The organism is Sphingobacterium lactis, from assembly GCF_011046555.1.
GTDB lineage: Bacteria > Bacteroidota > Bacteroidia > Sphingobacteriales > Sphingobacteriaceae > Sphingobacterium > Sphingobacterium lactis.
This window is the reverse complement of record NZ_CP049246.1, coordinates 1,562,792-1,588,531: the sequence shown is the minus strand read 5'-3', so window position 1 is coordinate 1,588,531 and position 25,740 is coordinate 1,562,792. Positions and strand designations below refer to the sequence as shown.

Below are 25,740 nucleotides of genomic sequence, written 5' to 3'. Positions count from 1 at the left end.
TTAAAAAGTAAGATTAACACCTAGCAAGAAGGATCTTGTTTTCGGATAATAATTTCTATTGTCAATACCTGGCGCTAGACCCGACAGACTAACCTCTGGATCAACTCCCGTATAGTTCGTGATCGTGAATAGATTCTGTCCTGAAACATACACGCGTGCATTGTTCAGGTACTTGATCTTATCCGTCTTGAAGGTATAACCAAGGGTCGCATTATCCAAACGCAAGAAGGATCCGTCTTCCAGGAATCTGCTTGAAGCGATCAATGGTGTTTCGAATATCCCTTCCTCAACGGCATCCTTGGAGATGTTCGTTACGTTTGCCTGCTGCAATCTGGATAGATCGGCACGCGTAGCATTGAAGATCTGGTTACCATATACCCCACGTAGGAAGAAGTTGAAATCCCAACTCTTATATTGGAAAGAGTTGTTCCAACCATAGGTAAACTTCGGTAGGGCGTGGCCCATGATCATGTAATCATCCGGAGCGGAGATCTGATCTTGTGTCACGACTTCACCCGCTGGCGTTAAGTATTTGGTCTTTTGCGTTGCCTGATCATATCCGATGTAGTTCGCGACAAAGAACGTCCCGATAGGTTGCCCTGGCAATACGATCGACGCAGTCTGTCCGGTCCATCCTTCCAAGCCGATGCCACCTTCGTAGCGCTGCGATACACCGATGTTCTCGATGTTGGATTCCAAACTACCGACCTCATTGATGTTGCGTGCAAAGTTTGCCGAGGTATTGTAAGAGAAGTTTTCATTTCTATAGACCACAGCGTTCAAGGAGATTTCCACCCCTTTATTGGTCATGCTCGCACCATTCGCCAATAATCTGTTGAATTGGTAGGGAGGAGAAGGAACGTCATATTCATACAATAGATCTTTTGTTTCCTTTTGGTAGTATTCGATGCTACCACCAAAGCGACCTTTCCACATTTCAAAATCGATTCCCACGTTCAACATGGATGTTGTTTCCCATTTCAAATCAGGATTTTCATTCTGGTTTACACCGTATGCATTTACCCATTCGCCGTTGTATAGGAACTGTCCGTCACGCGGTCCAAAGATTAGGATCTGGCGGTATGGGTCGATATTCTGGTTACCCGAAGTACCGTATCCTGCCTTCAGTTTCAAATCCGAGAACAATTCTTGATCTTTCATGAATTCCTCTTCGGAGATACGCCATGCTGCGGAAACAGACCCGAAAGTTGCCCAACGGTTATTGCTACCGAATTTGGACGAACCATCACGACGCAGGGATGCACTTAAGATGTATTTATCGTCAAAGGTATACCCTACACGTCCGAAATAGGAGATCAATAGGGATTCCAAGATATAAGGGGTATCTGCATAAGGGTTGTAACCCGTCGGCAATGTACCTAAGTTGAGGTTGTTGCCACCCAGGTCATCCGAAAGGAATCCCGTTGAGCGAGCGTGCAGACCGTCATTGTTCTTGGTCTTTTGGTAGGAATAACCTGCCATCGCTTCGATGTTATGGACGTCCTTGGTCAGGTTATAGTTCAGGTAACTTTCAAAGATCTGATCGATATTCTTGTAGTTATCACGTTCTGCATATCCAACGCCCAATGCTTTGGAGTCGAAATCCGTGCGGTGCATGTAGTACACTTTATCGTACTGATTGCGTTGGTAGGAAACGACATTGGACCAAGTCAGGCCTTTTGTCAGGGTTAGATCGGCCTTTAAGCTTGCCAATAGGGTGTTGTTTTCACGGTTTTCATCACGTTGGTTCAACATCGCCACAGGGTTCAAGTAACTCGTACGACCCGGAACCTGGAAATATCCGCCATATGGCGCATATTGTTCATCTTCCAACATAACCGGTGAAGTCGGTACGAAACGCGCTGCACCATTGAAGATACCATAATCTACGTGGCTACCTTTTTTCAAGCTGTTCGCTACGTTCAGAGAAAGTTTCAAACGGTCATCAAAAGCATTTTGATCAACCCCTAAACGGGCTACGATGCGCTCTTGGTTGCTGCGCTTCACAATACCTTGATTATTGAAATAGTTAATGGAAGCGTTATAACGTGTTCCTTCGGAACCTCCCGTTAGGGAAAGGTTATGGTTGTGGGAAATACCACTACGTGTAATTTCATCCTGCCAATCTGTATTGTGGCCTGTTTCCACAGGGGAAACGGTCAGTCCATGTTCTTCAACAAACTGTTTGTGCTCGTCTGCACTCAGGACATTCACGCGGTTCGAAATGGATTCCGATGCTGCATATCCACTGTAGGCCAATACTGGCTTACCCGCTTTGCCTCGCTTGGTGGTTACGAAAATAACCCCGTTGGCAGCACGTGAACCGTAGATAGCTGTGGAGGAAGCATCTTTCATGATGTCCATGGAAACGATATCATCAGGTGCAACCAGATCAATGCTTGCGCCGACAATACCATCGATAACATACAAAGGTGACGAACTAGCCGTCAGGGACGAAGGACCACGCAACTGCACTGTTGAACCTGCAGTTGGGTCACCACTGGACCGGTTGATCGTCAAACCCGCCACTTTACCGGTCAATAACTGGTCAGGCGAACTTACGACACCTTTGTTAAATTCTTTGGGGCCAACAGATGCAACCGAACCGGCAATCTGCTTTTTCTTTGCAATACCGTAACCGATTACCACGATTTCATCCAAATCGCTCGAAGTTTCAATCAAGCTGAAGTTAAGGCTATTTTCTCCAGCATTGATCACAATGGATTGCTCATCCAAACCATATCCCATGGCATTGACGGAGATCACCTGATTTCCTACCGGCACATTGGAAAGGGAATAATTCCCGTCCGCGCCGGAAGCGGTGGCAACCTGCAATCCTTTTACCTGCACAGTCGCTCCCAATACTGGCTGACCATTCTGGTCGGTGATTCGGCCTGAGAGACTCGCTGTTTGGGCAAATGTTGTCATGCACAGAACCATCAGAAAACCGATGCTCCATACAACTCGAAAAGTAAATTTGCTCATCATTACAATTAATTTAATTAGTTTATGTTTAGTAAGGTTTTACTCAGAAAATAATAGGCTCCCGGCGCTAATGCCAAGGTGGAATTTGGAGTTAAGACCCGCGTATCTTTGGTGAGGTTATCCCGCCACGTTCCCTGCACAGCAGATGGGATCTGGAAGTCGTGTGCCTTAACGTCGAAATTTCCTATCAACAGCACCTGTTGACTACCCTCTTCCAACACGTAGTATTTTACACTTCCCTGCAAAGATGAAGACAGCAATTTGCCATTTCGGAAGATCTGATTGGCTTTTTTCATCCTGATCAACTGCGCAAAATGGCGATATAGGTTCCCTCTGTCCGTATCCTTTAGGTATTCCCAGTGGATCGGTTTTTCTCCGGTCCGCCCATTGTAATCGATGGAGATATCATAACCCAACTCCCCAAATTGCCAGATCATCTTTGGCCCAGGTGCAGCCAAAAGAAAGCTAGCCGCCATTTTGGTCCTTTCCAGTGCAGTTTTCAGCGCTTTAGCTGAATATGCCCCATTGCCATTGCCATACTGCAAGTTCTTGAACATAATGCGTTCTTCATCGTGCGATTCCATATAGCTGATCAGGTTGGCATTACCGAAGCCACGGTTACTGGCAAAGAGCCTGGTGAAATCCGATGCATATCCCATCGTCGCCTCATTGAAGGCGTGGTTTAGGTTATTCCACAGCAACAGGCCTTCATTTGCCAATTCCTGTTCCTCCCGGTCTTCAGCAAAATGCTCTAAAATAACGTAGAAATCACTATCCAGCGACTTCAGGTATTGGTTGTACTTCTTCCAGATGGCCACTCTGCTCGCATCGTATGCTGACCAAGCTCCCACGGCATTGTCAGAAGTACCGGAGTTCTTCTGCGTAAATCCCTTGGAAAGGTCAAATCGGAAACCGTCCACTTTATACTCATTAATCCAGTACGCCAGTACATCCTTCACGAACACTTGTGTATATGGACTTTCATGGTTAAAGTCCATTCCCACATTAAAGGGGTGCATGGCAACCGCATTCAACCACGGGTTATTCGCTGCTGCTGTACCATTCTCCATATACAACTGCACCAAAGGCGACTGTCCAAAGGCATGGTTTAAGACCACATCCAAAATAACAGCGATGCCCTCACTATGGCATTTATCGATAAAGGTTTTCAATTCTTGTTTCGTCCCGTAATACTTGTCCAGTGCCATGTGGTAGGATGGATTATAACCCCATGTGGAATTTCCTTCCGATTCCTGCACAGGCATCAGTTGCACCGCATTTACGCCCAATCGTTTAAAGTAACCGATAGAGTCGGTCAGAGTCTTATAATCATGGCTTTGGATAAAATCGCGTACCAAGGTTTCATAGATTACCAGATCTTGAGGATGCGGATTGGTAAAGGCCGTATTCGTCCATTGATAAGCGGATTGCGTCAAGTTAAGGACAGAAACATGTCCGCTTGCGCCTGCAGGATACGCAGGAATATTGGGAATTGTTGCATCATGCGCTGGGTCCAGCACCAATTCACTGTAGGGATCGGCGATTTTTACCTGTCCATCCACCAGAAATTGGTAGGTATAATTTCGGTTGAAATCCAAATTCGGCAGGGTAACCCAGAAGGTCTTTCCGTCCGGTGTTCTGCTCATGCTATAGGCAGCATCGGCTTTGAACCCATTGAAATCGCCCAATAAAAAGATAGATTGCTTATTCGGAGCTGTAATGGCAAAGGATATCGTATTTTTTGTTCGATCAACGGTTATGCCATTGGCTTTTACACCTTCCGGAAGTTCGGCAACGGCAGTACCACCCATTACAAATACGCTCAGGGTTCTTTCCGCAGTCTGTCCTCCGCTTTCCACGCGCGCGCGGAATAGCTGTCCTCCGGCAGTTTTGGGGGTATACTTTACCTTGAGCACTTCGCTCCCACTTTCCTCGGCAATCTTTTCGCTTCCTAGATATAATGAGATTTTATCCACTTTCTGCGATGAAAGAATTTCAAAAGCAATTTCTTCCTGTAAGGCAAAAGATTGCTTTTCCGTACGGGCAACATACGTCGGAAGCACAACCGGCCTGTTGAACTGCACATCCAGTTTCTGCTGGAAACTTATTGGAAGATAAAGGTCGGAACCATCTGCATTTCGTGCGACTTGTGTGCCATCGGCATTGCGCACCAAAAATGCCATATACAGTGCATCTGTTGCGGAATAGCTCGCAAAGAATTGTTTCGGCGTAAAGGTGAAACTATAGCTGCCATCCTCCTCTTTCTTCAGTTTGTGAGAAGGGTTGTTCTTGTTCCATTCCGTCGCAACTGCTTTCCAATCCGAAGCATTGGAGCTACCGGGAGTAATCAACCCTGCATGTAGGTATAGATCGCCCGTAGCTTTGCTGAGCTCACCATTTCCTTTTCGTAAATCAAAACGGAGGGTAATCTCTTGTTCCCAGGTTAGGAAATGTTCATCAATGCGCACAAAACCATCTGATTCACTGACTTCAATTGGGGGATTTTCTACTGCAATATCCTTCTTGCAGCTGCTGTTCGCAGCCAGAAAAGCGCAAATAAAGAAAAGGACCAACCGGTTTTTCATTATCTAGGTTTCCATACCGTCCCTGCGGCAGTACAGGTGTCGGTGTTCAAATTGGGTTTAATATGCGTCACGTATTGGATTTCCCTTATCCAATCGGATGTTTTCCACAGTTATTACGAATAAATACTTTTTATGAATAGGTTTATATCAAAAGCAATTATTGGTTATCGAATTTTGGGAATGTTCCCGAATCCTATTCGAAGATAACCGCTTCCTAGCTAAAAATCAAACTTTTGCTCAACTTTTTTTGCTAGAATCTTGGTAAATTAGCGTTGATTCGAGGATTGTAGTTTCCTGTTCTTTAAGATTTAACGGTTTAGCAAGGGACTCAAACAGGTAAGTTGCTGCAATTTTGCCCATTTCAAAAGCAGGTTGTTTCACGACGCTCAACGAAGGTTGTACCAGGTCGGTAATATCCAGACAGGAGAACCCGATCAATTTGATATCGTCAGGAATCTTAAGACCCTCCTCACGCGCCACGCGCATGGTTGAGATTGCCAATCGCTCAACGGAAGCGACTACGCCATCCGGACGGGATTCCCGAAGCAACTGACGGATATCCTTGCAATTTTCTTCCGCCTCATTGACCGTATCCAATACCAAATGATCATCAAAGGGCAACCCATGTTTTGCCAAGGCTTTCGCATAGCCATCCATACGCACCTTGCCAATCGAAATATTCTTATTGATGACCAAATAGGCTATCCGTTTGCATCCGTTTTCAATCAAATGTTCGGTCGCTTTGAAACTTGCCTCCTCATCGTTCCCCGTTACATAGACCGTATTGATATCGTCATAATTTCTGTCGAAGAATACGATTGGTATATTCTTGCTTCGCAATTGCTTGATGTGGTTATGTTCATGTCCCTCGCCTGATGCCGACATGATCACACCATCTACACGACCATTGGATAAAGAACGAACAATCGTTGCCTCATTCTGCACCTGATGATCTGTTACATAGATCAACGTGTGGTAACCCTTCGATCGTGTCACCAATTCAATGCCCTTAATTGCCAAGCTAAAGAACTTATTCCCAAACTCAGGGATAATGATCGCAATGGTTTGGCTCTTGCTACCGCGAAGATTTGATGCGTGGGTATTCGGTGAAAACCCGAGTTCCTCCGCCATCGCCAAAATACGCGCCTTTGTTTCCGGATTGATATCACTACTGTTTCGAAAAGCGCGGGAAACCGTCGACTTCGACAAGCCTAGCTTGGCCGCCAGATCAATGATGGTTAGTTGTGACATAATCGTAGGGTTATAATATAGTTGGTGCCAAAGATAGGGAATCCATTTGAATTGGCGTGCTGTGATGAAGAATTGAGATCTTAGAAATGGAAAAAGCCTCCAAAAGTCTTGTATATAGCGGATTTCGTAGGAAAGGACTTTAGATTAAAAAATAGCGCTTGAAATCGAAGGTACTTCGATTTCAAGCGCTATCCTATTCAATTGAAAACGTGATTAAGTTTTCCTGCAAATATTTGGCTCACTTTAACTTTTCACAATACGAGCGACTTCATCAAATTCATCCTGTACTTCTTGAGATACTGGCTTCGAAAGGAAGGAAACCACCACAATGGTCAGAAAACCAAGCAAGAAACCAGGAATCATTTCATACACATCCTTATAATCGTGCGGAACATACACCCATAGCAGTACCGTAGCACCGCCGACCAACATCCCCAAAAGTCCTGCAGTAGCGGTCGTCCGTTTCCAAAGGAGCGACAATAGGATCAGTGGACCAAATGCAGCGCCGAATCCGGCCCAGGCATTTCCCACCAAGTTTAAGATGCTATCTTTCGGGTTCAAGGACAGTAAAAGCGCGATGATGGCTACGATCAACACGGACAACCGGCTCATCATCAACATTCGCTTTGCTGAAGCCTGTTTATTGAAGAAAGTCTTGTAAATATCCTCCGTCATGGAACTCGAAGTCACCAATAACTGGGAAGAGATGGTACTCATAACAGCCGCCAAAATCGCGGATAACAGGAACCCACCGATCAATGGGTGGAAAAGGATGCGCGATAGGTAGATAAAGATGGTCTCTGCTTGTTCTTTGCTTCCATCAAATTTGGCCATGGTGGCCACATCAAATTTTGCAATATAGGCAATTCCGAACAGACCGACCAACATTGCACCACCTACGGTAAAGATCATCCAGCTGATCCCGATATTACGGGCTTTGGGGATATCTTTTACACTGTCAATGGCCATAAAGCGGACCAAGATATGCGGTTGCCCAAAGTACCCCAATCCCCAAGCCAGCAACGATATGATCGACACCGTCGTCGTGCCGGTAAAGAGGTTGAGGTAATTGCTGTTCTTCGTTTCGATAATGTCCATGGTTGTTCCCAAACCACCGATCTGGCTCACCATCACGATCGGAAGGATGACCAAGGCGGTCACCATAATGGTGCCCTGCACGAAATCCGTCAGACTTACGGCGAGGAAGCCCCCTAAGAAAGTATACAGCACAACCACAAAGGTGGTCACAAACAGTCCGGTGTAGTAATCCATCTGGAAAGCAGATTCAAACAGCCGTCCTCCCGAGACCATACCCGCGGAGGTATATAGGGTAAAGAAAACCAGGATGAAAACGGAAGATGCGATTTTCAACAGCTGTGTTTTATCATGGAATCGGTTTTCAAAAAATACGGGAATAGTAATGGAGTTCTTGGCCACTTCGGTATAAACGCGAAGCCGCGGTGCCACCAGGACGTAATTCAGGAATGCACCCGTTGTTAGACCGATCGCAATCCAGGAACTTGAAATTCCCGACATATACATGGCCCCAGGTAAACCCATCAGCAACCAACCGCTCATATCGGCAGCACCCGCTGAAAGTGCCGTAACGGCAGCTCCCATCTTACGTCCACCGATCAGGAATTCCTCCGAATTGCTTGTCGATTTCTTCCACGAGTAAAATCCGATCAATACCATTAAAAGCATGTATAGCCCAATGGAGATCAATTCATATGTATTCATCATAGTACATCATTCTAATAAAGCCGTAAAGATGGGATAATTTCCAAAAAACACATACTAATCAGTTAATAATTTACCTAAAAACAACGCTTTTTTATAGCGTAGCTTAAAAGGAAGTGCGATTTCTAGTGTTAGTATGCGGAAGTTCCCCTTAATATTTCGCAGCCTGCCCTTCCTTCGGTAAGGATTTACGGATAAACTGACGGATATCTTCGTTGGCCTTGATCAGATCTTCCTTGCGGAGATACATCATGTGCCCGGAGTGATATCCTTCAAAGCTCATCCTGTCCGCAAGCTTACCCGAAGGATCCATCTGCCACATGTTATATTTGGCGTTGAAATAATCGCAAGCCCCATCGAAATAACCCGACTGCACCATCAGATGCAAGTATGGATTGGCGGCCATCGCCTGACGCAGGTTCATACCGGTATTGTCGTTCTTATTGTCCCATGGATGCACCGGTCCGAACATATTATACTTTACATCGGATTTATAGTTCAATTCATTCGCATAGTAATAGTTTATTGCCGGTGTGAACGAATGCAACCAGGAGGTCAGTTCGGCATTATAATCCGGTCGTTCACCAGCATCCCGCAGGTCAATGCCCAGGTATCGGGAATCCAATCGACCGATGGTCTTTCCTTCACCGCGGAGCAGTTCCTTCCAATACAGGGAGGTTGGGATATTCAGGTTGTTCTGCAGGATAACCTGTTCCGAAAGGGAGGTATATTGTGCCATTTTCTTGACTACGGCACTTTTCTCTTCCGCAGTAATGCTGTGTCCTTTCGCCAAGGCTGGCAGCAGCTCATTGATGGTAAATGCCTCTACTTCCGGAAGGAAGTCCTCCAACTTTTTGTTCTGGTATGCTGGCGCCAATTTCTTGTGGTACCAGGCCGTTGCGGCGTAATATGGCCATATATTGGCCTGCTCCACGGCGCCTTCCCGCTTGATGCCCAGCTCCGTCGGAGACACCAGAATAACTCCATTGAGGTACATCCATTGGGCATTCTGTAATTCCAACGCCAATCCGGAAACGCGGGTCGTACCGTAGCTCTCCCCGATCAGGTATTTTGGTGATGCCCATCGGTTGTTGCGCGTCACGAAGGTATTGATCCACTCCGCCAGGTAGCGGATATCCGCATTGACGCCGAAGAACTGTGTCCGGTCTGCCTTCTCATCCAGAATACGGGAATATCCGGTATTGATCGGATCGATATAAACGATATCGGCAACATCGAGAATGGTATATGGATTTTCCTTAACACCATAAGGCTGCAGTGGGTAGCCCTCATCATCTATATTCAATAAGCGTGGACCCGTATAGGCCAGATGCATCCATACAGATCCCGATCCTGGACCGCCATTGAATGAAATAACCAAGGGGCGGTTGTTCTTGTTTACACCGTCACGCGAATAATAGGTGTAATGCACGGTGGCCAACACTTTGCCATTCGCATCCCATACCGGTTGGAAACCAGTCTTGGCCGTATAGCCGAACTTCTGGCCATTTGCAGTGATGTTATGTTTTGTAACAATGGTGCTATCCGCAAATGGAATACGCTGCGCATAACTCATCAGCCCCAGAAAAAGGGCAGAAATTAATAAAAAGTATCGTTTCATAAGATAATACGACGTTAAAATGGATTAGACGCAAAAGGTAAGGAATTGATTTGATTTTTTGAAAAGGTCCACGATGTTGCTAACACGGCATCCAAGTTGTAATCTGTAGGAAATTGCAGTGCACCACATGTATTGCATAGCGCATTCGGGCTGCATGCCAATAAACCACAGCGCAAAGGTGATCTCCGGATACTGTTTTCGTTCAAATTTTAGGCTCAAGTATCCAAGCAAACCACTATTACTCCATCTGTGCCCATCCTTGTTACTCACGAAGTGGTTTAGCATTAATCAACTATTGCATGATCAAGTGCAACAGATAATTTAAAATTGAAAATCCTGGGATAAAACCAACTGTTAAGTACAATACAATTAGGACAGCCAACGAAAGCAATAATGCAAATAGATAATTTTTGGACCTATAACTGACATTCGGATCAAGGTTTTTTTTCCAAAGAGCGACCAACCCAACCGCTCCTATCCCCGGTATAATAAAAAGGATATTGGATTTTCTTTTGATGTAATCACTTCCGGACCATTCATCAAATAACGGATAATATACCCAAAGAAAATATTGCAAGATAAAGAGGATGATCCCAAATAAAAGGACCGTGAAAAATGCTTTAGTTTTATGCAATTTAAGGAAATTGTAGGCCTGGAGCGCTATGGCGAAAGGCATCCCCACGAAACAAAGAAAGAGTAAAATGGTTCGCTGAGAATAGAGCGAAATGGCACTTTCGTCAATTGTTATCGGTTCTTCATAAGGAGTTTCCAACAGCGTACCCTGAGCTGGAAATGGTTCGACAAATTCCTCCGCACGCTTCCTTTCCACCATTGCTTTTAGTTCCTGATCTTCCTCCTCAGAAAAAATGCGTCCTCTTTCTTTAAGAATGGTAATCGCCATTTCCACAGCATCAGCGACCTTACGGCTGTCTGGAGAAATGAATTTTTCAAGGTCGGCCGTGGACAAGCGCTCAAGTGTTGTTCGCTTTACCATCCGCCTACTCTTTGGAGGTGTAAGCGAATACCTGCACCAGGGTACCTCTTTGATGTATGCTGTTTAATTTCGTAATGCTCCATAATTTGGACAGGCAAATATCAGGTTATACTTGGCCCCATATTTTCCATGAACAAAGATAATAAATAGAATCAAACACCACTTTTATTAACGATGACTTGCATCAGTCTTCCAACAAGACCTCCCCACATCGGACTTACGGATGTCGCACGCTTATTTTCTATTCAAAATCCTTTTAATTTCTGCTTGCGTAAAGTAATCTTTACTTCCGACCTTGATCGGACGGATCATTTTCGCATTTTTCAACCTATAGTAGGTGGATCTACTGATTTTCATTAACTGCATAAGATCAAGGGCATCGAGTAAGGTCTGTTTGGTGGGATCATCTGTTTCGGCAGGGTTGCCATTTTCCATGGAAGAACTGATCTGTTCCAAATATTCACTGAGCAAGGGGAAGTGTTGCTCATTCAATAGGTAGATTTTCTCCAACAGCTTCCGGATTCGTCTCACCTCTTGGAAATCCAAGCCTTTCATCTGTGTGTCCATACTTTTAATTTAAATGGGTCCGACATCGTGCAGCTGTTTGAATACAAGGTAAATTTAACTATTATTTTATTATTTAATGTTTAAAATAATGTTAAATTAATATCGAACAGACACAAATGTAGTTTAAGTATGGCCCATAGGGATCTGGTCAATCCAAAAAAATATCTTTCCTGAAAATAATTGAAAGTAATGGCGTTAAAAAAATCCCTTTTTACTACTAGCATACCGCTGCAGATAATCCCTCGCCTTCAACCCATTTATTCGGGCAGTCTCAAAGTAAAGGTGAAACTGTGGATTGTTTTTGGCATCCGCGCTATATGTCGGCAATGCTTTTCGGAAATAATCCAGGAAATTACCATTGATAATTCCTATAGATTCAACGTACACAAAATCCCCTATTCCGCTATCGACCCACCAGGCACGATCCTGTCCCCAACGATCACCATATTTGTAAAAACTCAGAACGTAGGAATTTGTCCAGAAATGATAAAATCTGACGTACCTGTTCTCTTTCAAATCAATGTTGAGGGCACTATCCTTTAATATTTTCCCGATTAGATTTTTTCCATGCCCTGTTGGATAAACAGCTCCTTTGATATAAGCTGCTTTTTGTTCATTCCGTGTGGCTGGATGGATGCCACAGGTCGTCAGGAGATCCTGATAAATAGGTTTGTAATCCACATAATAAAATTCCGTTAAGGTTTCGTTATCGATGAGGAAATAACGATCCCTCTCCTTTAAAACGAGTCTGAAATCCAGACGCTTAATCTTTAGCTCCTGGTCCCAATCCAAGACGCCTAAGGGTGCATAAATCCCGTAGAAAATTTCTTTTACTGCAGATTTCAAAAGCGAGTCCGCCACAGTAAACTGCAATTCCCCACGGTTTACCTGATCCGTAACATCGACCCTCTTGAATTTATCCCGTGTGAGTGGCGTCATCGTTATCAGGATATTTTTCGGAAAGAAATGCAACTCTTTCAGACTCTTTTTCCAATGTTGAAAAACCTGCTTATTATCTAGATATCGCGTCTGGTAACCATGACTAAACTTGAAATTATAAATGGTCAGATCCGCGAATTCGCCCCTCTTTTTGGGCTTGATATCGATATATGCATTTTTAAATGGGATTCCCTTTGCCGTTGAACCTGATAAATTGGATTTATCAAATAGGATGTATTGCGGTTGAGAATAGCCAAGCAAAGTACTAAAACAAAGCAGTAACAATAGGGTAATTATTTTTCTTTTGCACATGGCATCTTTTCTTTTGAATTAGCATGTTTTGTTAAAAAATCATTGAATTTAGCATCACTAGTTTTAAAATAGTTTTAAATTTCGCAAATATGCCCTTTACTTCCTCTTTCTTCTCATCAGTTACTTTTGAATCAAAATCTTGACCCGATTTGATGAAGTAAATCTTCATTAATGCATTTCAAATATAGTATATAGACTTTTTAATAGATCCGAATCATTGTAGATTACTATTATTTTGGTCCACCTTAAGACTATCTTTTGTTGCACTTCTTTCCCTTATAAAAATGATTTCATCTTTGTTCAGAACAACAAAGTTACCTGGCTTGTCATAGTTATATAGCTTAATGTTAAATTCACTGGCATCTGAATAACCAAAAAACACATCTTCTACCATAAATGAACACCCTTTTCCTTCTACGTTAACATTTCCCTCGAAATATTTCTCATCTAAATTAATACTATAAAAGCCTCGTTTATCTGCCTTTGCATTATAGATTTTACCCTTTCTTGATTCAAACCGTAATGTTGCAAAAGCAGCTCTTTTACCCGTTTCACTGATAGTAACTTTTCCATGTACAAGCAGAGGAACTTGTTGGACCGATTTATCCTGAGTGTGATGAATAATTTCGTACCCTTTGCTATTAATATAGCTTTTTGTGCCTTGACAGGATGAAAGAATTAAAATTATTACTAAACTCATAATTAGATTATTAACATCCACGTTTTTTCCCTTTTGTTGCAACATTTTGAATTCCATATTGTTCCGCCTTTATTATGTCTGTTATTCTTTTTTTGCAAATCCTTCAGACTCTTTTGCCAATGTTGAAAAACCTGCTTATTATCTAGATATCGCGTCTGGTAACCATGACTAAACTTGAAATTATAAATGGTCAGATCCACGAATTCACCCTTCTTTTTGGGTTTGATATCGATATATGCATTATTAAATGGGATCCCCTTTACCGTTGAGCCGGATAATTTGGATTTATCAAATAAGATGTAACTTGTTTGCGAGTATACTAATTGGCTAAACAATAAAAATATCCAAAATAAAAAAGTACAGCTACTTGAACGGAACATAATTTAATTTTTTAAAGGTCAAAATAACCAGAGATGCGTGATTAATGCATCAGAAAGATAATTATTTGTTCCGAAAAGAATAAAAAGAAAAACTATACGAAATAAAAAAACCTATGCGCACAGCTAAGGATAGTTTTTTATTTGAAATTTAAGTTTTAACACGGGTAAATGTAACATTGTTTTTAGGATTAATATGCACCTTTCCCTGCTACACCATTTCAAAGTACGACTCAGGAGGACAGTTTTTACAGCTGTACTATTTTAAGGAGTTATAACAGCTGCGTTGATCATAAAATATTCAGAACATTTTCCACCTTGTATCCTTTCAAAAACCAATGCCCTATTTTACGGCTTTCCGTAAATCCCCATCCGAATCCTTCTTACCTTTATCCAAAAATCACACATGAAAGGTCTTGTTATCTCAACATTTCTTTATATCCTCACTTCCTGTGCGCTTGAGCATCCTGATAATAGCACGTCTACCTCGGGAGCCTCAGCCCAGCAGAGCCTCAGCAAGGAGCAGTTCTATCCCATACGTCATGTTGTAGATGGCGATACGTTTTGGATTGAGGACGGCAGTCCGACAGGACAAAAGATACGATTCATTGGGATCGATGCTCCGGAAAACCGCAATGCCTTTAAGAAGAAAAAAGAATATTACGGAGAAGAATCCAAGGCCTACCTTATGGAATTACTGGAGGGAAAAAAAGTCAGGTTGGAATTGGATGTGGATCCACTGGATCCCTTTGGCCGGACCCTGGCCTATGTCTATCTGGAAAATGGCGAAATGGTCAATGAATTGATCGTCAGAACGGGCAATGGTATCCTGATGACAATTGCTCCGAATATTAAATATGAAGAACGCTTTTACAAAGCGCAACAATATGCCCGTGAGCATAGACTCGGCTTATGGGCGAAGGAAATAGATAAAGATCCTCGGAAATAGCATGCCGCCCCACTTCCCAAGGCATCCTACTAAATGCTAAAAACCCCGGCACGCATAGGTCTTAATACTTCATACTAACTACTAAATACCGTTAAAAATTTTTAAATTTTTAACTGCAATGTGAGTCCAGAGAAGAAGAAGTCTTTTCCTGCGCTGACGGCTTTCAGGTAATCGCCAGCTTGGAACCAGGTCCATTCACCACGAATATTGATGAACCGATTTGGCGAAAAAAGCAATGCACTGGTCAATTGATTTCCGATGTGCATTTCGTTGGTGTTTCCGTCTCCGTAGATGGGCGACATGTTAACGGCATAGATGCCATCCTGTTCTTCCATGCGCCAGAAAATATCGTAGTCCAGCGTCAGATCGAGTTTCTTGGATAGGGAGAAGTTGACGGAGGGATGCAGATCGACCAGATTCGATGGACCAATCACGGCTGCCAAACCAAAATAAGCACCTTTCGGAAACATCGGATTGAACGTTCCCAAGGTCTTCCCAGTACCCTTATCCCCACTGATGAGTTCTGTTTTCAGTCCCAATTCAGGCTGAAAGCGCGCATCGACAAATTGGTAAGTGGTATTCAGGGAAGCCGTCCATGCTTGGATATCCAACGCGTCAAGCTGGCCAAATTGATAGAGTCCCTCCAGATCATACGTCCATGAACCGTAACCTCCCCAGATGCGCGAACCAATGGAGTGCCGTTCTTCATCACCTGTTAACGCATTGTACACCGCTTTTTTCTTCGAAAAACCCAAATAGTACAGGTCCAAATTCCCCAATACCGGCAGGTTAGTCTGGGTACCGTAAACACCCCAGAATCGGGTATTTTTATCGAATCCATCATCCATGATCTGTTTCTTTACGGCCACATAATGGGAGTAGAACGCGTCAATTGAGGTATTGTTCCGGTTCAGCATCACCTTTACGCCATCAAAGGATTGGCGGTTGTTCGGATTCTCGCGAACCGAAACCAATCGCTGGGAGCCATAGGACATCTCCTGCCGCCCCAAGCGCAGGGTCAATTGTGTTTCTTCCTGCTGCAGGGCAACAACATCCACAAATGCCTGGTGCAGATCCAAGGGGTTTTCATCTACGGGACTGGGCTCGATTCTGCTGCCGCTCAAGCTGCTCTGGAGTTGTACAAATGTCCGGAAACGGGAGCCAAAATGAAAATCACCGTGCAACAGGAAACGCGAAAGTATATAGCCATCGTTATCTGCAGGCACATCGCCCCACTCCTCATTTTTGGCATGGAAATATTGCAGACGTGCCTCCCCGCCAATGCTTAAATACTGATACTGTTGTTTCCCAAGTGGGATAAATTTCATGTTCTCATAGCTTGTCCGGGCGGTATCCTTCGCCAGATAGCTGTAATCCTCGTTATAGCGCAACGGCTTGAACGCAGGTAGCGGTTGCTGTGCATACCCAATATGCGCCAGCAGCAAGCCGCATAGGATAAACAGGGACAGGTTGATTCTAGGTTGCATATAATTCCTATTTCTTTTGCGTCTGATAACCTCCGTAATATTTTACCGGAGACCATGACGGCAGGACTTCCAATTTCTTGGGTGCGACATCGCTGTAATCGGTATCGCCATAGACAACCTTTCCATCAACAATGGTCAGCTTTGACGTGATGTTCTTGATCCGTTCGGCGTCCACCTGGAAATAATCTTCATCCAGGATAACCATATCGGCAAAATAGCCTTTTTCGATTTTCCCCTTGTCCATATCCCTGACCAGTTCATAGCCTTTATGGGTCGCTAAACGGAGGGCGGTCGTGCGGTCCAGGACAAAGTCCTCACCCATGACTTGGTTTCCGCCCACGGTTTTCCCCGTGGTGATCCAGTAGAGCGCTATCCATGGGTTGAAGGAGGCTACGCGCGTTCCATCCGTTCCCAATCCAACTGGAATGTCCATAGCAAGTATACGCTTAATTGGTGGCGCATCCAAGGCCGGTTTCTTTCCATAGCGCTTGATGAACAGTTCGCCCTGGAAGGCCATACGGTGTTGGATGGCAATACCTCCGCCCAAGCGCTTGATGCGCTGCATATTCTCCTCACTTATAGTTTCAGCATGGTCGATGAACCAGACATTATCCGTCAATGGAACTTGCTCGTTCACCTTTTCTATGGCGTCAAGGAATCGTGTGATACTTTCATCGTATGTGGCATGAATACGGAATGGCCATTTTTTCAGGGCCAACAGGCGAATAATGGCTTTGAGGTTTGTTTCCAAGGTTGGCGGCAATTCGGGACGCGGGTAGAGGAAATTCTCGAAATCAGCGGCATCACTGAGCAATCCTTCGCCCCCACCTGCGGTATAATAGTCGACTTGATTGACTTTGTTGGTGGCATGCGCGCCTACATCGGCCATCCCCACCCACTTCGTGAAATCCTCCAGTTCGGTGCCTTTCTTCTGTGCATACAGGAAATAAGGGAGGCGGATGGTAATCATGCCCAGTTTATTTAGGGAATCGGTAATGCCATAATCATCGGGAAAATTCTGGAAGCCTCCGCCGGCATCCATCACACCGGTAACCCCAATGCGGTTCAATTCGGTAAAGTACTGCAGCGTTGAGTTTACCTTCTCCTCGGTGGTCAATTCCGGCAGCTTGGCGAGGGTGGAATAGAGGACAAATGCACTAGGTTCAGCCACCAGCAGTCCGGTCGGATTCCCTTGCTCATCCTTCTCGATCAACCCCGCAGGCGGATTCTCGGTATCACCGGTAATATGGAGCGTTGCAAGTCCAGATTTGTTGACCCAGGCCTTCCCATACAGGTAGAGGATAAAGGTCGGTACATCACCCGTAGCCTCATTGATTTCCTTTAGGGTTGGAAGTCGCTTCTCCTCAAACTGATATTCATTCCAGCCACCAACGACACGCACCCACTGCCCTTTCGGGGTCCGCTTGGCTTGCTCCCTCAACATCTCCAAAGCCCGCTTCAGGGATGTTACCCCATCCCACCGAAGCTCGGTATTGTAGAATCGGCCTCCGCGGATCACATGGCTGTGGCTATCGAAAAGTCCAGGGATAACCCGGTGCTGCTTGGCATCGATGACCTTGGTCTGGTTACCTTTTAATTTAAGGATATCTTGGTTGCTCCCCACCTGCAGCACTTTGTTGCCGGCAATGGCAACAGCCTGCGCATCGGGGTGTTGATCGGATAAAGTACTGATCTTACCGTTGTGGATAATAAGATCGACATGTTGAGCCATTCCAGGCAAAGCAAAGACAGCTAAGGCAAGAAAACAGAGGAGATTCTTCATAAAATTATAAAACTATAGTTAAGTGATTGCATAAGAATGGAAAAAGACCAGGAAATATGAGCAGCCAAGGAAATGAAATTCCTCAAAAACCAACGACCAAAGAAATTAATTTAAAATTCCATTCAAATTTCACAGACTAAACAGTTGTGATAACAAATTTGTTTGGAGAAAAAAATAGATCGTATTCTGGGGGAATACGATCTATTTTTTCCGATATGAGATTTGAGATGTGAGATTTGAGATAGAAAGGCTTGGATAGTGCAAAATAATATTTAGCAGCTAGTATTTAGTATTAAGATAAATCTAATCCTTTCCGGCACACCTGGGTCTCATATCTCACATCTAAGATCTCAATACTATAAATGGAAAAAGACCCATGTTTCCTTTCCGGCACGCATGGGTCTCATATCTCAATACTCACATCTCAATACTCCCTCTCACATCTCAATACTCACATCTCAATACTATAAAAACAGAAAGGCCATCCCTTTGCAAGGATGGCCTTTTGTATAAAATTAGGCACCGACCTACTCTCCCACCTGTTACGGCAATACCATCGGCTCTGGCGGGCTTAACTTCTCTGTTCGGAATGGGAAGAGGTGGACACCGCCGATATAGGCACCTGAATACCTTTTGATGGATGATTCCATCATTGACATGTTATTGGAAGAAAAGATCAAAAAAGAGAGAGGACAACAGACTATCCGCATTGGAAAGCTTCGGGCTATTAGTACCACTCGGCTTTGGTCTCTCAACCTTTACACCTGTGGCCTATCGACGTCGTAATCTCCGACGACCCTTATGAGGAAGTCTCATCTCGTGGCTAGTTTCGCACTTAGATGCTTTCAGCGCTTATCTATCCCGGACGTAGCTACCCTGCCGTACACCTGGCGGCATAACAGGTTCACCAGCGGTCCGTCCAACCCGGTCCTCTCGTACTAAGGTCAGATCCACTCAAACTTCCAGCGCCCACAACAGATAGGGACCGAACTGTCTCGCGACGTTCTGAACCCAGCTCGCGTGCCACTTTAATGGGCGAACAGCCCAACCCTTGGGACCTTCTCCAGCCCCAGGATGTGACGAGCCGACATCGAGGTGCCAAACCTCCCCGTCGATATGAGCTCTTGGGGGAGATCAGCCTGTTATCCCCAGAGTACCTTTTATCCTTTGAGCGATGGCCCTTCCATACAGAACCACCGGATCACTATGTCCGTCTTTCGACCCTGGTCGACTTGTAGGTCTCACAGTCAAGCAAGCTTATGCCATTGCACTCCACGTACGGTTACCAAGCGTACTGAGCTTACCTTTGAAAGCCTCCGTTACCTTTTTGGAGGCGACCACCCCAGTCAAACTACCCACCAAACAATGTCTCCCGCTGTGCGGGATTAGAAACCGAATACAGAAAGGGCGGTATTTCAAGGTTGTATCCACGATTCCTGGCGAAACCGCTTCACATACTCCCGCCTATCCTACACATCCTGTACCCAATTTCAATGTTAAGCTATAGTGAAGGTTCATGGGGTCTTTCCGTCCCGTTGCGGGTAACCGGCGTCTTCACCGATACCACAATTTCACCGAGCTCATGGCTGAGACAGCGCCCAGATCGTTACACCATTCGTGCAGGTCGGAACTTACCCGACAAGGAATTTCGCTACCTTAGGACCGTTATAGTTACGGCCGCCGTTTACTGGGGCTTCGATTCAATGCTTCTCCTTGCGGATGACATCCCCTCTTAACCTTCCAGCACCGGGCAGGTGTCAGGCCTTATACCTCATCTTTCGATTTCGCAAAGCCATATGTTTTTGCTAAACAGTCGCCTGGGCCTTTTCACTGCGGCTTCTCCATCGCTGGAGGAAGCGCCCCTTCTCCCGAAGTTACAGGGCCATTTTGCCGAGTTCCTTAGCCATGATTCACTCGAGCACCTTAGGATTCTCTCCTCGACCACCTGTGTCGGTTTGCGGTACGGGTCTTGATGACCTGAAGCTTAGCGGGTTTTCTTGGAAGTCTGCTTACCTGCACTATCGGCGCCCCCGAGGGTTTGCCGTACTATCGGGCTTCAGCTGTACCGGCGGATTTGCCTACCGGTCCAATACCTTTGCCCTTCAACGAGCTATTCCGTCAGCTCGCGGCAGTGTCACTACTCCGTCACCACATCGCAGTCATCAACAGTACGGGAATATTAACCCGTTGGCCATCGGCTGCCTCCATTCGGATGCGCCTTAGGTCCCGACTGACCCTGATCCGATTAGCGTTGATCAGGAAACCTTGGTCTTTCGGTGGGCGGGTTTCCCACCCGCCTTATCGTTACTTATGCCTACATTTGCTTTTCCATCAGGTCCACCACAGGTCACCCTGCGGATTCGCCCCCGATGGAATGCTCCCCTACCAGTGCAATAAATTGCAATCCATAGCTTCGGTACCGTTCTTGATGCCCGTTTATTATCCACGCCCGGCCGCTCGACTAGTGAGCTGTTACGCACTCTTTAAATGAATGGCTGCTTCCAAGCCAACATCCTAGCTGTCTGGGCAACCGGACCTCGTTAGTTCAACTTAGAACGGATTTGGGGACCTTAGCTGATGGTCTGGGTTCTTTCCCTCTCGGCCTTGGACCTTAGCACCCAAAGCCTCACTGCCGGCCATATCTAGCAGCATTCGGAGTTCGTCTGGATTTGGTAGGATTTGACTCCCCCGCACCCAATCGGTAGCTCTACCTCTGCTAGACTCATATGCCGACGCTGTTCCTAAAAACATTTCGGGGAGTACGAGCTATTTCCCAGTTTGATTGGCCTTTCACCCCTACCCTCAGGTCATCCGGAAACTTTTCAACGTTTATCGGTTCGGTCCTCCAGTACGTGTTACCGCACCTTCAACCTGCCCAAGGGTAGATCACAAGGTTTCGCGTCTACCTCGTCCGACTATGCGCCCTGTTCAGACTCGCTTTCGCTTCGGCTCCTCGACTTAATCGATTAACCTTGCCGGACAAGAGTAACTCGTAGGCTCATTATGCAAAAGGCACGCCGTCACGGAATCGCTCCGCTCCGACCGCTTGTAAGCACACGGTTTCAGGTTCTTTTCACTCCCCTGTTCGGGGTTCTTTTCATCTTTCCCTCACGGTACTGGTCCACTATCGGTCTCTCAGGAGTATTTAGCCTTGCCAGATGGTGCTGGCGGATTCCCACAGGATTTCTCCGGTCCCGCGGTACTCAGGATACCACTATGCCTGTATTCTTTGCCTGTACGGGGCTCTCACCCTTATCGCGCAGTTTCCCACCTGCTTCCAGTTCATAGCACAGTACAATATCGTGGTCCTACAACCCCATGATTGCCGTAACAACCATGGTTTGGGCTCTTTCCCGTTCGCTCGCCACTACTTGGGAAATCATTGTTATTTTCTCCTCCTACGCCTACTTAGATGTTTCAGTTCAGCGCGTTCGCCTCATTTGATGGCATGTCTTCAACATGCCGGGTTGCCCCATTCGGAAATCCACGGATCGATTCGCATTTGCCGATCCCCGTGGCTTATCGCAGCTTATCACGTCCTTCATCGCCTCTGAGAGCCTAGACATCCCCCGTGTGCCCTTGTTTACTTTCTTCACGCTACCACCCCTTTTGCCAAGTGGTAGGTTGCTTTCGGTCCGCGCATTGCTGCGACAGACCTCTGTTGTCTTCTCTTGTTATCTCTTTTCTTCCAATATGTCAAAGAACTCTTCTGGATAGATCCGGACGGATATTCGTACGGGTGATATCCCATATCTCATATCTCACATCCCATATCCAATGTGGAGAATAACGGATTCGAACCGTTGACCCCCTGCGTGCAAGGCAGGTGCTCTAGCCAGCTGAGCTAATTCCCCTTCGCGTCGTAGTCCCGAGCAGATTTGAACTGCTGACCCCTACATTATCAGTGTAGTGCTCTAACCAACTGAGCTACGGGACTAGCTTATCTCTCTCATCTCTCGGTACCTCCCACTTGCGGGGCGGGCACTTTCTTCTGAATGTCTTCTTTTTATTCAATATATGATCATGATGTCGCGCAGCGACCTCTCGGGGCGGGCTCTAGAAAGGAGGTATTCCAGCCGCACCTTCCGGTACGGCTACCTTGTTACGACTTAGCCCCAATTACCGGTTTTGCCCTAACACGCTCCTTGCGGTTACATGCTTTAGGCACCCCCAGCTTTCATGGCTTGACGGGCGGTGTGTACAAGGCCCGGGAACGTATTCACCGCGTCATTGCTGATACGCGATTACTAGCGAATCCAACTTCACGGGGTCGAGTTGCAGACCCCGATCCGAACTGTGAATGGCTTTTCGAGATTGGCATCACATTGCTGTGTAGCTGCCCGCTGTACCATCCATTGTAGCACGTGTGTAGCCCCGGACGTAAGGGCCATGATGACTTGACGTCGTCCCCGCCTTCCTCTCTGCTTGCGCAGGCAGTCTGTTTAGAGTCCCCACCTGAAATGCTGGCAACTAAACATAGGGGTTGCGCTCGTTGCGGGACTTAACCCAACACCTCACGGCACGAGCTGACGACAGCCATGCAGCACCTAGTTTCCTGTCCCGAAGGACGCATCCGTCTCTGGATGCTTCAGTAACTTTCAAGCCCGGGTAAGGTTCCTCGCGTATCATCGAATTAAACCACATGCTCCTCCGCTTGTGCGGGCCCCCGTCAATTCCTTTGAGTTTCACCCTTGCGGGCGTACTCCCCAGGTGGATGACTTAACGCTTTCGCTTGGACGCTTACTGTATATCGCAAACATCGAGTCATCATCGTTTAGGGCGTGGACTACCAGGGTATCTAATCCTGTTCGATCCCCACGCTTTCGTGCATCAGCGTCAATAACGGCTTAGACAGCTGCCTTCGCAATCGGTGTTCTGAGACATATCTATGCATTTCACCGCTACTTGTCTCATTCCGCCGTCTTCAACCGCATTCAAGCACTTCAGTATCAAGGGCACTGCGACAGTTGAGCTGCCGTCTTTCACCCCTGACTTAAAGTGCCGCCTACGCACCCTTTAAACCCAATAAATCCGGATAACGCTCGGATCCTCCGTATTACCGCGGCTGCTGGCACGGAGTTAGCCGATCCTTATTCTTCGGGTACATTCAGCCCACTACACGTAGTGGGGTTTATTCCCCGACAAAAGCAGTTTACAACCCATAGGGCAGTCATCCTGCACGCGGCATGGCTGGTTCAGGGTTGCCCCCATTGACCAATATTCCTTACTGCTGCCTCCCGTAGGAGTCTGGTCCGTGTCTCAGTACCAGTGTGGGGGATTCTCCTCTCAGAGCCCCTAGACATCGTCGCCTTGGTGGGCCGTTACCCCACCAACTAGCTAATGTCACGCGAGCCCATCCATATCCTATGAATATTTAACAGTGTCCCCATGCGGGGTTGCTGTGTCATGCGGTGTTAATCCGGATTTCTCCGGGCTATCCCCCTGATATGGGTAGGTTGCTCACGCGTTACGCACCCGTGCGCCACTCTCACCAGAAGGTAGCAAGCTACCCCCTGGATCCCGTCCGACTTGCATGTATTAGGCCTGCCGCTAGCGTTCATCCTGAGCCAGGATCAAACTCTCCATTGTAAAATGAAGTTTCGATCGAGACTATTTATAAAAATAGAATCGTCTGTATTAATGTTGTTCTCCCGCTCCCGAGATTTTCTGAATTGACTTAACTTAATAAATCTTCAGCTTTCGTCTTCCGACTAATCGCTGCGCTACATGATCATTTAAAGAACTTCTGCGGCCTCCGCATCGCGCCTCGGCCTGTATATCGTGACCCCCGGAAGGGTCCTGATCTGTCATTGTTTTCCGGCTCCGGGCGTCGCGCCCTGTGCCGTTCCCCGTAGTTGGGACTGCAAAGGTAAGAGGTTTTTTTTAATCCCCAAAATTTATTTTGAAATAATTTTCGGGGGCTTTTTTCCGGACATCTTCCGGTGCCCAGGGGCGACCTTCCGATCCGTTCCAATTACCCATATGTCAGTGCCGTTTCCGGCGTCCCTCCCTTGCGGAGTGGTGCAAAGATAGGGGAAAATCATCCATATCTCCAAGGGGCCCGGCAAAGATTTTTCGGGGATAGCGCGTAACTGCCTATGCCAATGGCGGATAATTTTCGGGGAAGCGCAGCGGAAAGGGGGGGGTGCGGGGGGCCTGGGGGCGGTCCGGGGACGGAACGCGGACAAGGTGGGCGAAGGGTTGGGAACGGCGCGCAGGTGCGTGGGACGGAACGCGGACAGTGCGAAGGCAGTGCGGATACTGGCGCAAGAGTTGTGCGGAGGGCCCGTGCGGTGGATCTCTTGTGCCCGGGGGGGGGAAGGCCTAACCGCCATGCAACCCCAGAGGGGTTGAACTATTTTAGCAGCACCCCTCCGGGGTTTGCCAACGTGCTACCCGGTGCGTGGGCAGTGCGGATGCTGGCGCAAGAGTTGTGCGGAGGGCCGGTGCGGTGGATCTCTTGTGCCCAGGGGTGGAGGGATTGTTTATATTTTGCACTTGGACATTGCCCGGGGCACAAGTCCGCCAACCCGCCGCCCACAACAAAAGCGCCAGCGGTCCCGTCGGAGAAACCCAGTCAGCGTCTCCCCTCCCATATTATATTAAGCGCTTAATATCCTCCCCATCAGAAATATATTCCCTATATTCATTCCGGCGGCCGCCATTTCCGCGGCCGCCATCCCCGGTTGCCATATCCATGGCAGGACCCCCTCTTCATAAAAAAATCCGCAACCCCAACACGCTCTCGTATTATCCATTCCGTAATATGGGTAGGGTCCCTGTTGCCATTCCCCTAATCGTGCCCCTGTGCAGGAACCGCCTTGCGGCTGCCCTGGACCTTGTCCGACATGCATCCGAGGTGCGTCCGGGGTACTACCGAGGTGAGAGCGTCCCATGGACACGCTCTCACCCCGCTCTCGGTACGGTCTCACCACGCTCTCACCTCGGACAAGGTCCAGGCAGGTAAAGTGGGTGAAAAAAGGTGAATTTTAGGTAAAATATCCGTCTATCATGCGCAGTGCGCGATTTTCGGCCGAAAAGCAGAATGCAGGTTAAGCGATTATTTCGGGGTTTTGGTCGGTGCGATTACCGCAACCGCTGGAAAAAGCCGGAAAAGTTGTAAAAAACGATACTTGGGGGGGTCCGGGGCAAGATCAATTGTTCAGTCATTGGGCACAAGTCCGCCACCACGCAGCCCACCACAAAAGACGTGCGCCAGCGATCCCGTCGGCGAGATAGTGTCGGGCACAAGTCCGCCAACGCGCAACCCACCTATCCGCCATGCAACCCCAGAGGGGTTGAACTATTTTAGCAGTGCGCCTACACATACCCAAAGCCCGACCGCCCCGATTTTTGGTTTGCTGAAGCAAACCAAAAAACGGGGCGATCGGGCAATTCTATCCTATCACCACTGCTAAAATAGTTGCACCCCTCCGGGGTTACGTGGTGC

Annotated in this window: 12 protein-coding genes, 2 tRNA genes and 3 rRNA genes; 1 reads left to right on the top strand and 16 read right to left on the bottom strand. The window is 46.7% G+C overall.

The features are described 5' to 3' along the window. From G6N79_RS06900 to G6N79_RS06860, 9 genes are all read right to left on the bottom strand, one after another. Positions 1-2,988, bottom strand: coding sequence for a SusC/RagA family TonB-linked outer membrane protein (locus tag G6N79_RS06900; RefSeq protein ID WP_103906945.1), 2,988 nt, complete (start codon positions 2,986-2,988; stop codon positions 1-3). 14 nt (positions 2,989-3,002) lie between these two features. Beyond that, positions 3,003-5,570, bottom strand: coding sequence for an alpha-amylase family glycosyl hydrolase (locus G6N79_RS06895; protein WP_103906944.1), 2,568 nt, complete (start codon positions 5,568-5,570; stop codon positions 3,003-3,005). Positions 5,571-5,807: 237 nt separating this feature from the next. Continuing rightward, positions 5,808-6,821: a LacI family DNA-binding transcriptional regulator gene (locus G6N79_RS06890; protein WP_103906943.1), complete on the bottom strand. Its 1,014-nt coding sequence runs from the start codon at positions 6,819-6,821 to the stop codon at positions 5,808-5,810. Positions 6,822-7,064: 243 nt separating this feature from the next. Continuing rightward, positions 7,065-8,564 carry a sodium/proline symporter PutP gene (gene putP / locus G6N79_RS06885; RefSeq protein WP_200818813.1) on the bottom strand — a complete coding sequence of 500 codons (1,500 nt, stop codon included), beginning with the start codon at positions 8,562-8,564 and terminating at the stop codon, positions 7,065-7,067. A gap of 148 nt (positions 8,565-8,712) precedes the next feature. After that, positions 8,713-10,182 carry a S10 family peptidase gene (locus G6N79_RS06880; protein ID WP_103906942.1) on the bottom strand — a complete coding sequence of 490 codons (1,470 nt, stop codon included), beginning with the start codon at positions 10,180-10,182 and terminating at the stop codon, positions 8,713-8,715. A gap of 292 nt (positions 10,183-10,474) precedes the next feature. After that, the gene (locus tag G6N79_RS06875) at positions 10,475-11,176 is read right to left on the bottom strand and encodes a hypothetical protein (RefSeq protein WP_103906940.1); all 702 of its coding nucleotides are present in this window, start codon (positions 11,174-11,176) and stop codon (positions 10,475-10,477) included. Positions 11,177-11,410: 234 nt separating this feature from the next. Then, positions 11,411-11,743, bottom strand: a complete 333-nt coding sequence (locus tag G6N79_RS06870; protein ID WP_103906939.1) for a MerR family transcriptional regulator — start codon at positions 11,741-11,743, stop codon at positions 11,411-11,413. A gap of 195 nt (positions 11,744-11,938) precedes the next feature. Then, complete coding sequence (locus G6N79_RS06865; protein ID WP_146060641.1) at positions 11,939-12,682, bottom strand: hypothetical protein; 744 nt, start codon at positions 12,680-12,682, stop codon at positions 11,939-11,941. A 526-nt stretch (positions 12,683-13,208) separates the two neighbouring features. After that, on the bottom strand, positions 13,209-13,694 hold the full coding sequence (locus G6N79_RS06860; RefSeq protein WP_103906937.1) for a hypothetical protein: 486 nt from the start codon (positions 13,692-13,694) through the stop codon (positions 13,209-13,211). Positions 13,695-14,477: 783 nt separating this feature from the next. Here G6N79_RS06860 and G6N79_RS06855 point away from each other — a divergent pair. After that, a complete protein-coding gene (locus G6N79_RS06855; RefSeq protein WP_103906935.1) occupies positions 14,478-15,020 on the top strand; it encodes a thermonuclease family protein in 543 nt (180 codons plus the stop codon). Between the two features lie 101 nt (positions 15,021-15,121). Here the strand turns inward: G6N79_RS06855 and G6N79_RS06850 are convergent, their stop codons facing one another. The 7 genes from G6N79_RS06850 to G6N79_RS06820 all read right to left on the bottom strand — a co-directional run bounded on the left by G6N79_RS06850 (position 15,122) and on the right by G6N79_RS06820 (position 23,879). Continuing rightward, complete coding sequence (locus tag G6N79_RS06850; protein WP_103906934.1) at positions 15,122-16,507, bottom strand: alginate export family protein; 1,386 nt, start codon at positions 16,505-16,507, stop codon at positions 15,122-15,124. Between the two features lie 7 nt (positions 16,508-16,514). Continuing rightward, on the bottom strand, positions 16,515-18,290 hold the full coding sequence (locus tag G6N79_RS06845) for an amidohydrolase (protein ID WP_103906933.1): 1,776 nt from the start codon (positions 18,288-18,290) through the stop codon (positions 16,515-16,517). 514 nt (positions 18,291-18,804) lie between these two features. Continuing rightward, positions 18,805-18,916: ribosomal RNA gene (rrf, locus tag G6N79_RS06840) — 5S ribosomal RNA — on the bottom strand. Between the two features lie 82 nt (positions 18,917-18,998). Beyond that, positions 18,999-21,883 (bottom strand): 23S ribosomal RNA (locus G6N79_RS06835). Between the two features lie 187 nt (positions 21,884-22,070). After that, positions 22,071-22,144, bottom strand: a tRNA-Ala gene (locus G6N79_RS06830). Positions 22,145-22,153: 9 nt separating this feature from the next. Next, positions 22,154-22,227: transfer RNA gene (locus tag G6N79_RS06825), tRNA-Ile, on the bottom strand. 123 nt (positions 22,228-22,350) lie between these two features. Then, a 16S ribosomal RNA gene (locus G6N79_RS06820) occupies positions 22,351-23,879 on the bottom strand. The 16S, 23S and 5S rRNA genes sit together here with 2 tRNA genes alongside, the layout of an rRNA operon. Positions 23,880-25,740 lie beyond the last annotated feature (1,861 nt).

Coding starts and splice junctions, on each gene's coding strand:
- G6N79_RS06900 (WP_103906945.1), bottom strand. CDS start 2,988: ATGATGAGCAAATTTACTTTTCGAGTTGTATGGAGCATCGGTTTTCTG.
- G6N79_RS06895 (WP_103906944.1), bottom strand. CDS start 5,570: ATGAAAAACCGGTTGGTCCTTTTCTTTATTTGCGCTTTTCTGGCTGCG.
- G6N79_RS06890 (WP_103906943.1), bottom strand. CDS start 6,821: ATGTCACAACTAACCATCATTGATCTGGCGGCCAAGCTAGGCTTGTCG.
- putP (WP_200818813.1), bottom strand. CDS start 8,564: ATGATGAATACATATGAATTGATCTCCATTGGGCTATACATGCTTTTA.
- G6N79_RS06880 (WP_103906942.1), bottom strand. CDS start 10,182: ATGAAACGATACTTTTTATTAATTTCTGCCCTTTTTCTGGGGCTGATG.
- G6N79_RS06875 (WP_103906940.1), bottom strand. CDS start 11,176: ATGGTAAAGCGAACAACACTTGAGCGCTTGTCCACGGCCGACCTTGAA.
- G6N79_RS06870 (WP_103906939.1), bottom strand. CDS start 11,743: ATGGACACACAGATGAAAGGCTTGGATTTCCAAGAGGTGAGACGAATC.
- G6N79_RS06865 (WP_146060641.1), bottom strand. CDS start 12,682: ATGACGCCACTCACACGGGATAAATTCAAGAGGGTCGATGTTACGGAT.
- G6N79_RS06860 (WP_103906937.1), bottom strand. CDS start 13,694: ATGAGTTTAGTAATAATTTTAATTCTTTCATCCTGTCAAGGCACAAAA.
- G6N79_RS06855 (WP_103906935.1), top strand. CDS start 14,478: ATGAAAGGTCTTGTTATCTCAACATTTCTTTATATCCTCACTTCCTGT.
- G6N79_RS06850 (WP_103906934.1), bottom strand. CDS start 16,507: ATGCAACCTAGAATCAACCTGTCCCTGTTTATCCTATGCGGCTTGCTG.
- G6N79_RS06845 (WP_103906933.1), bottom strand. CDS start 18,290: ATGAAGAATCTCCTCTGTTTTCTTGCCTTAGCTGTCTTTGCTTTGCCT.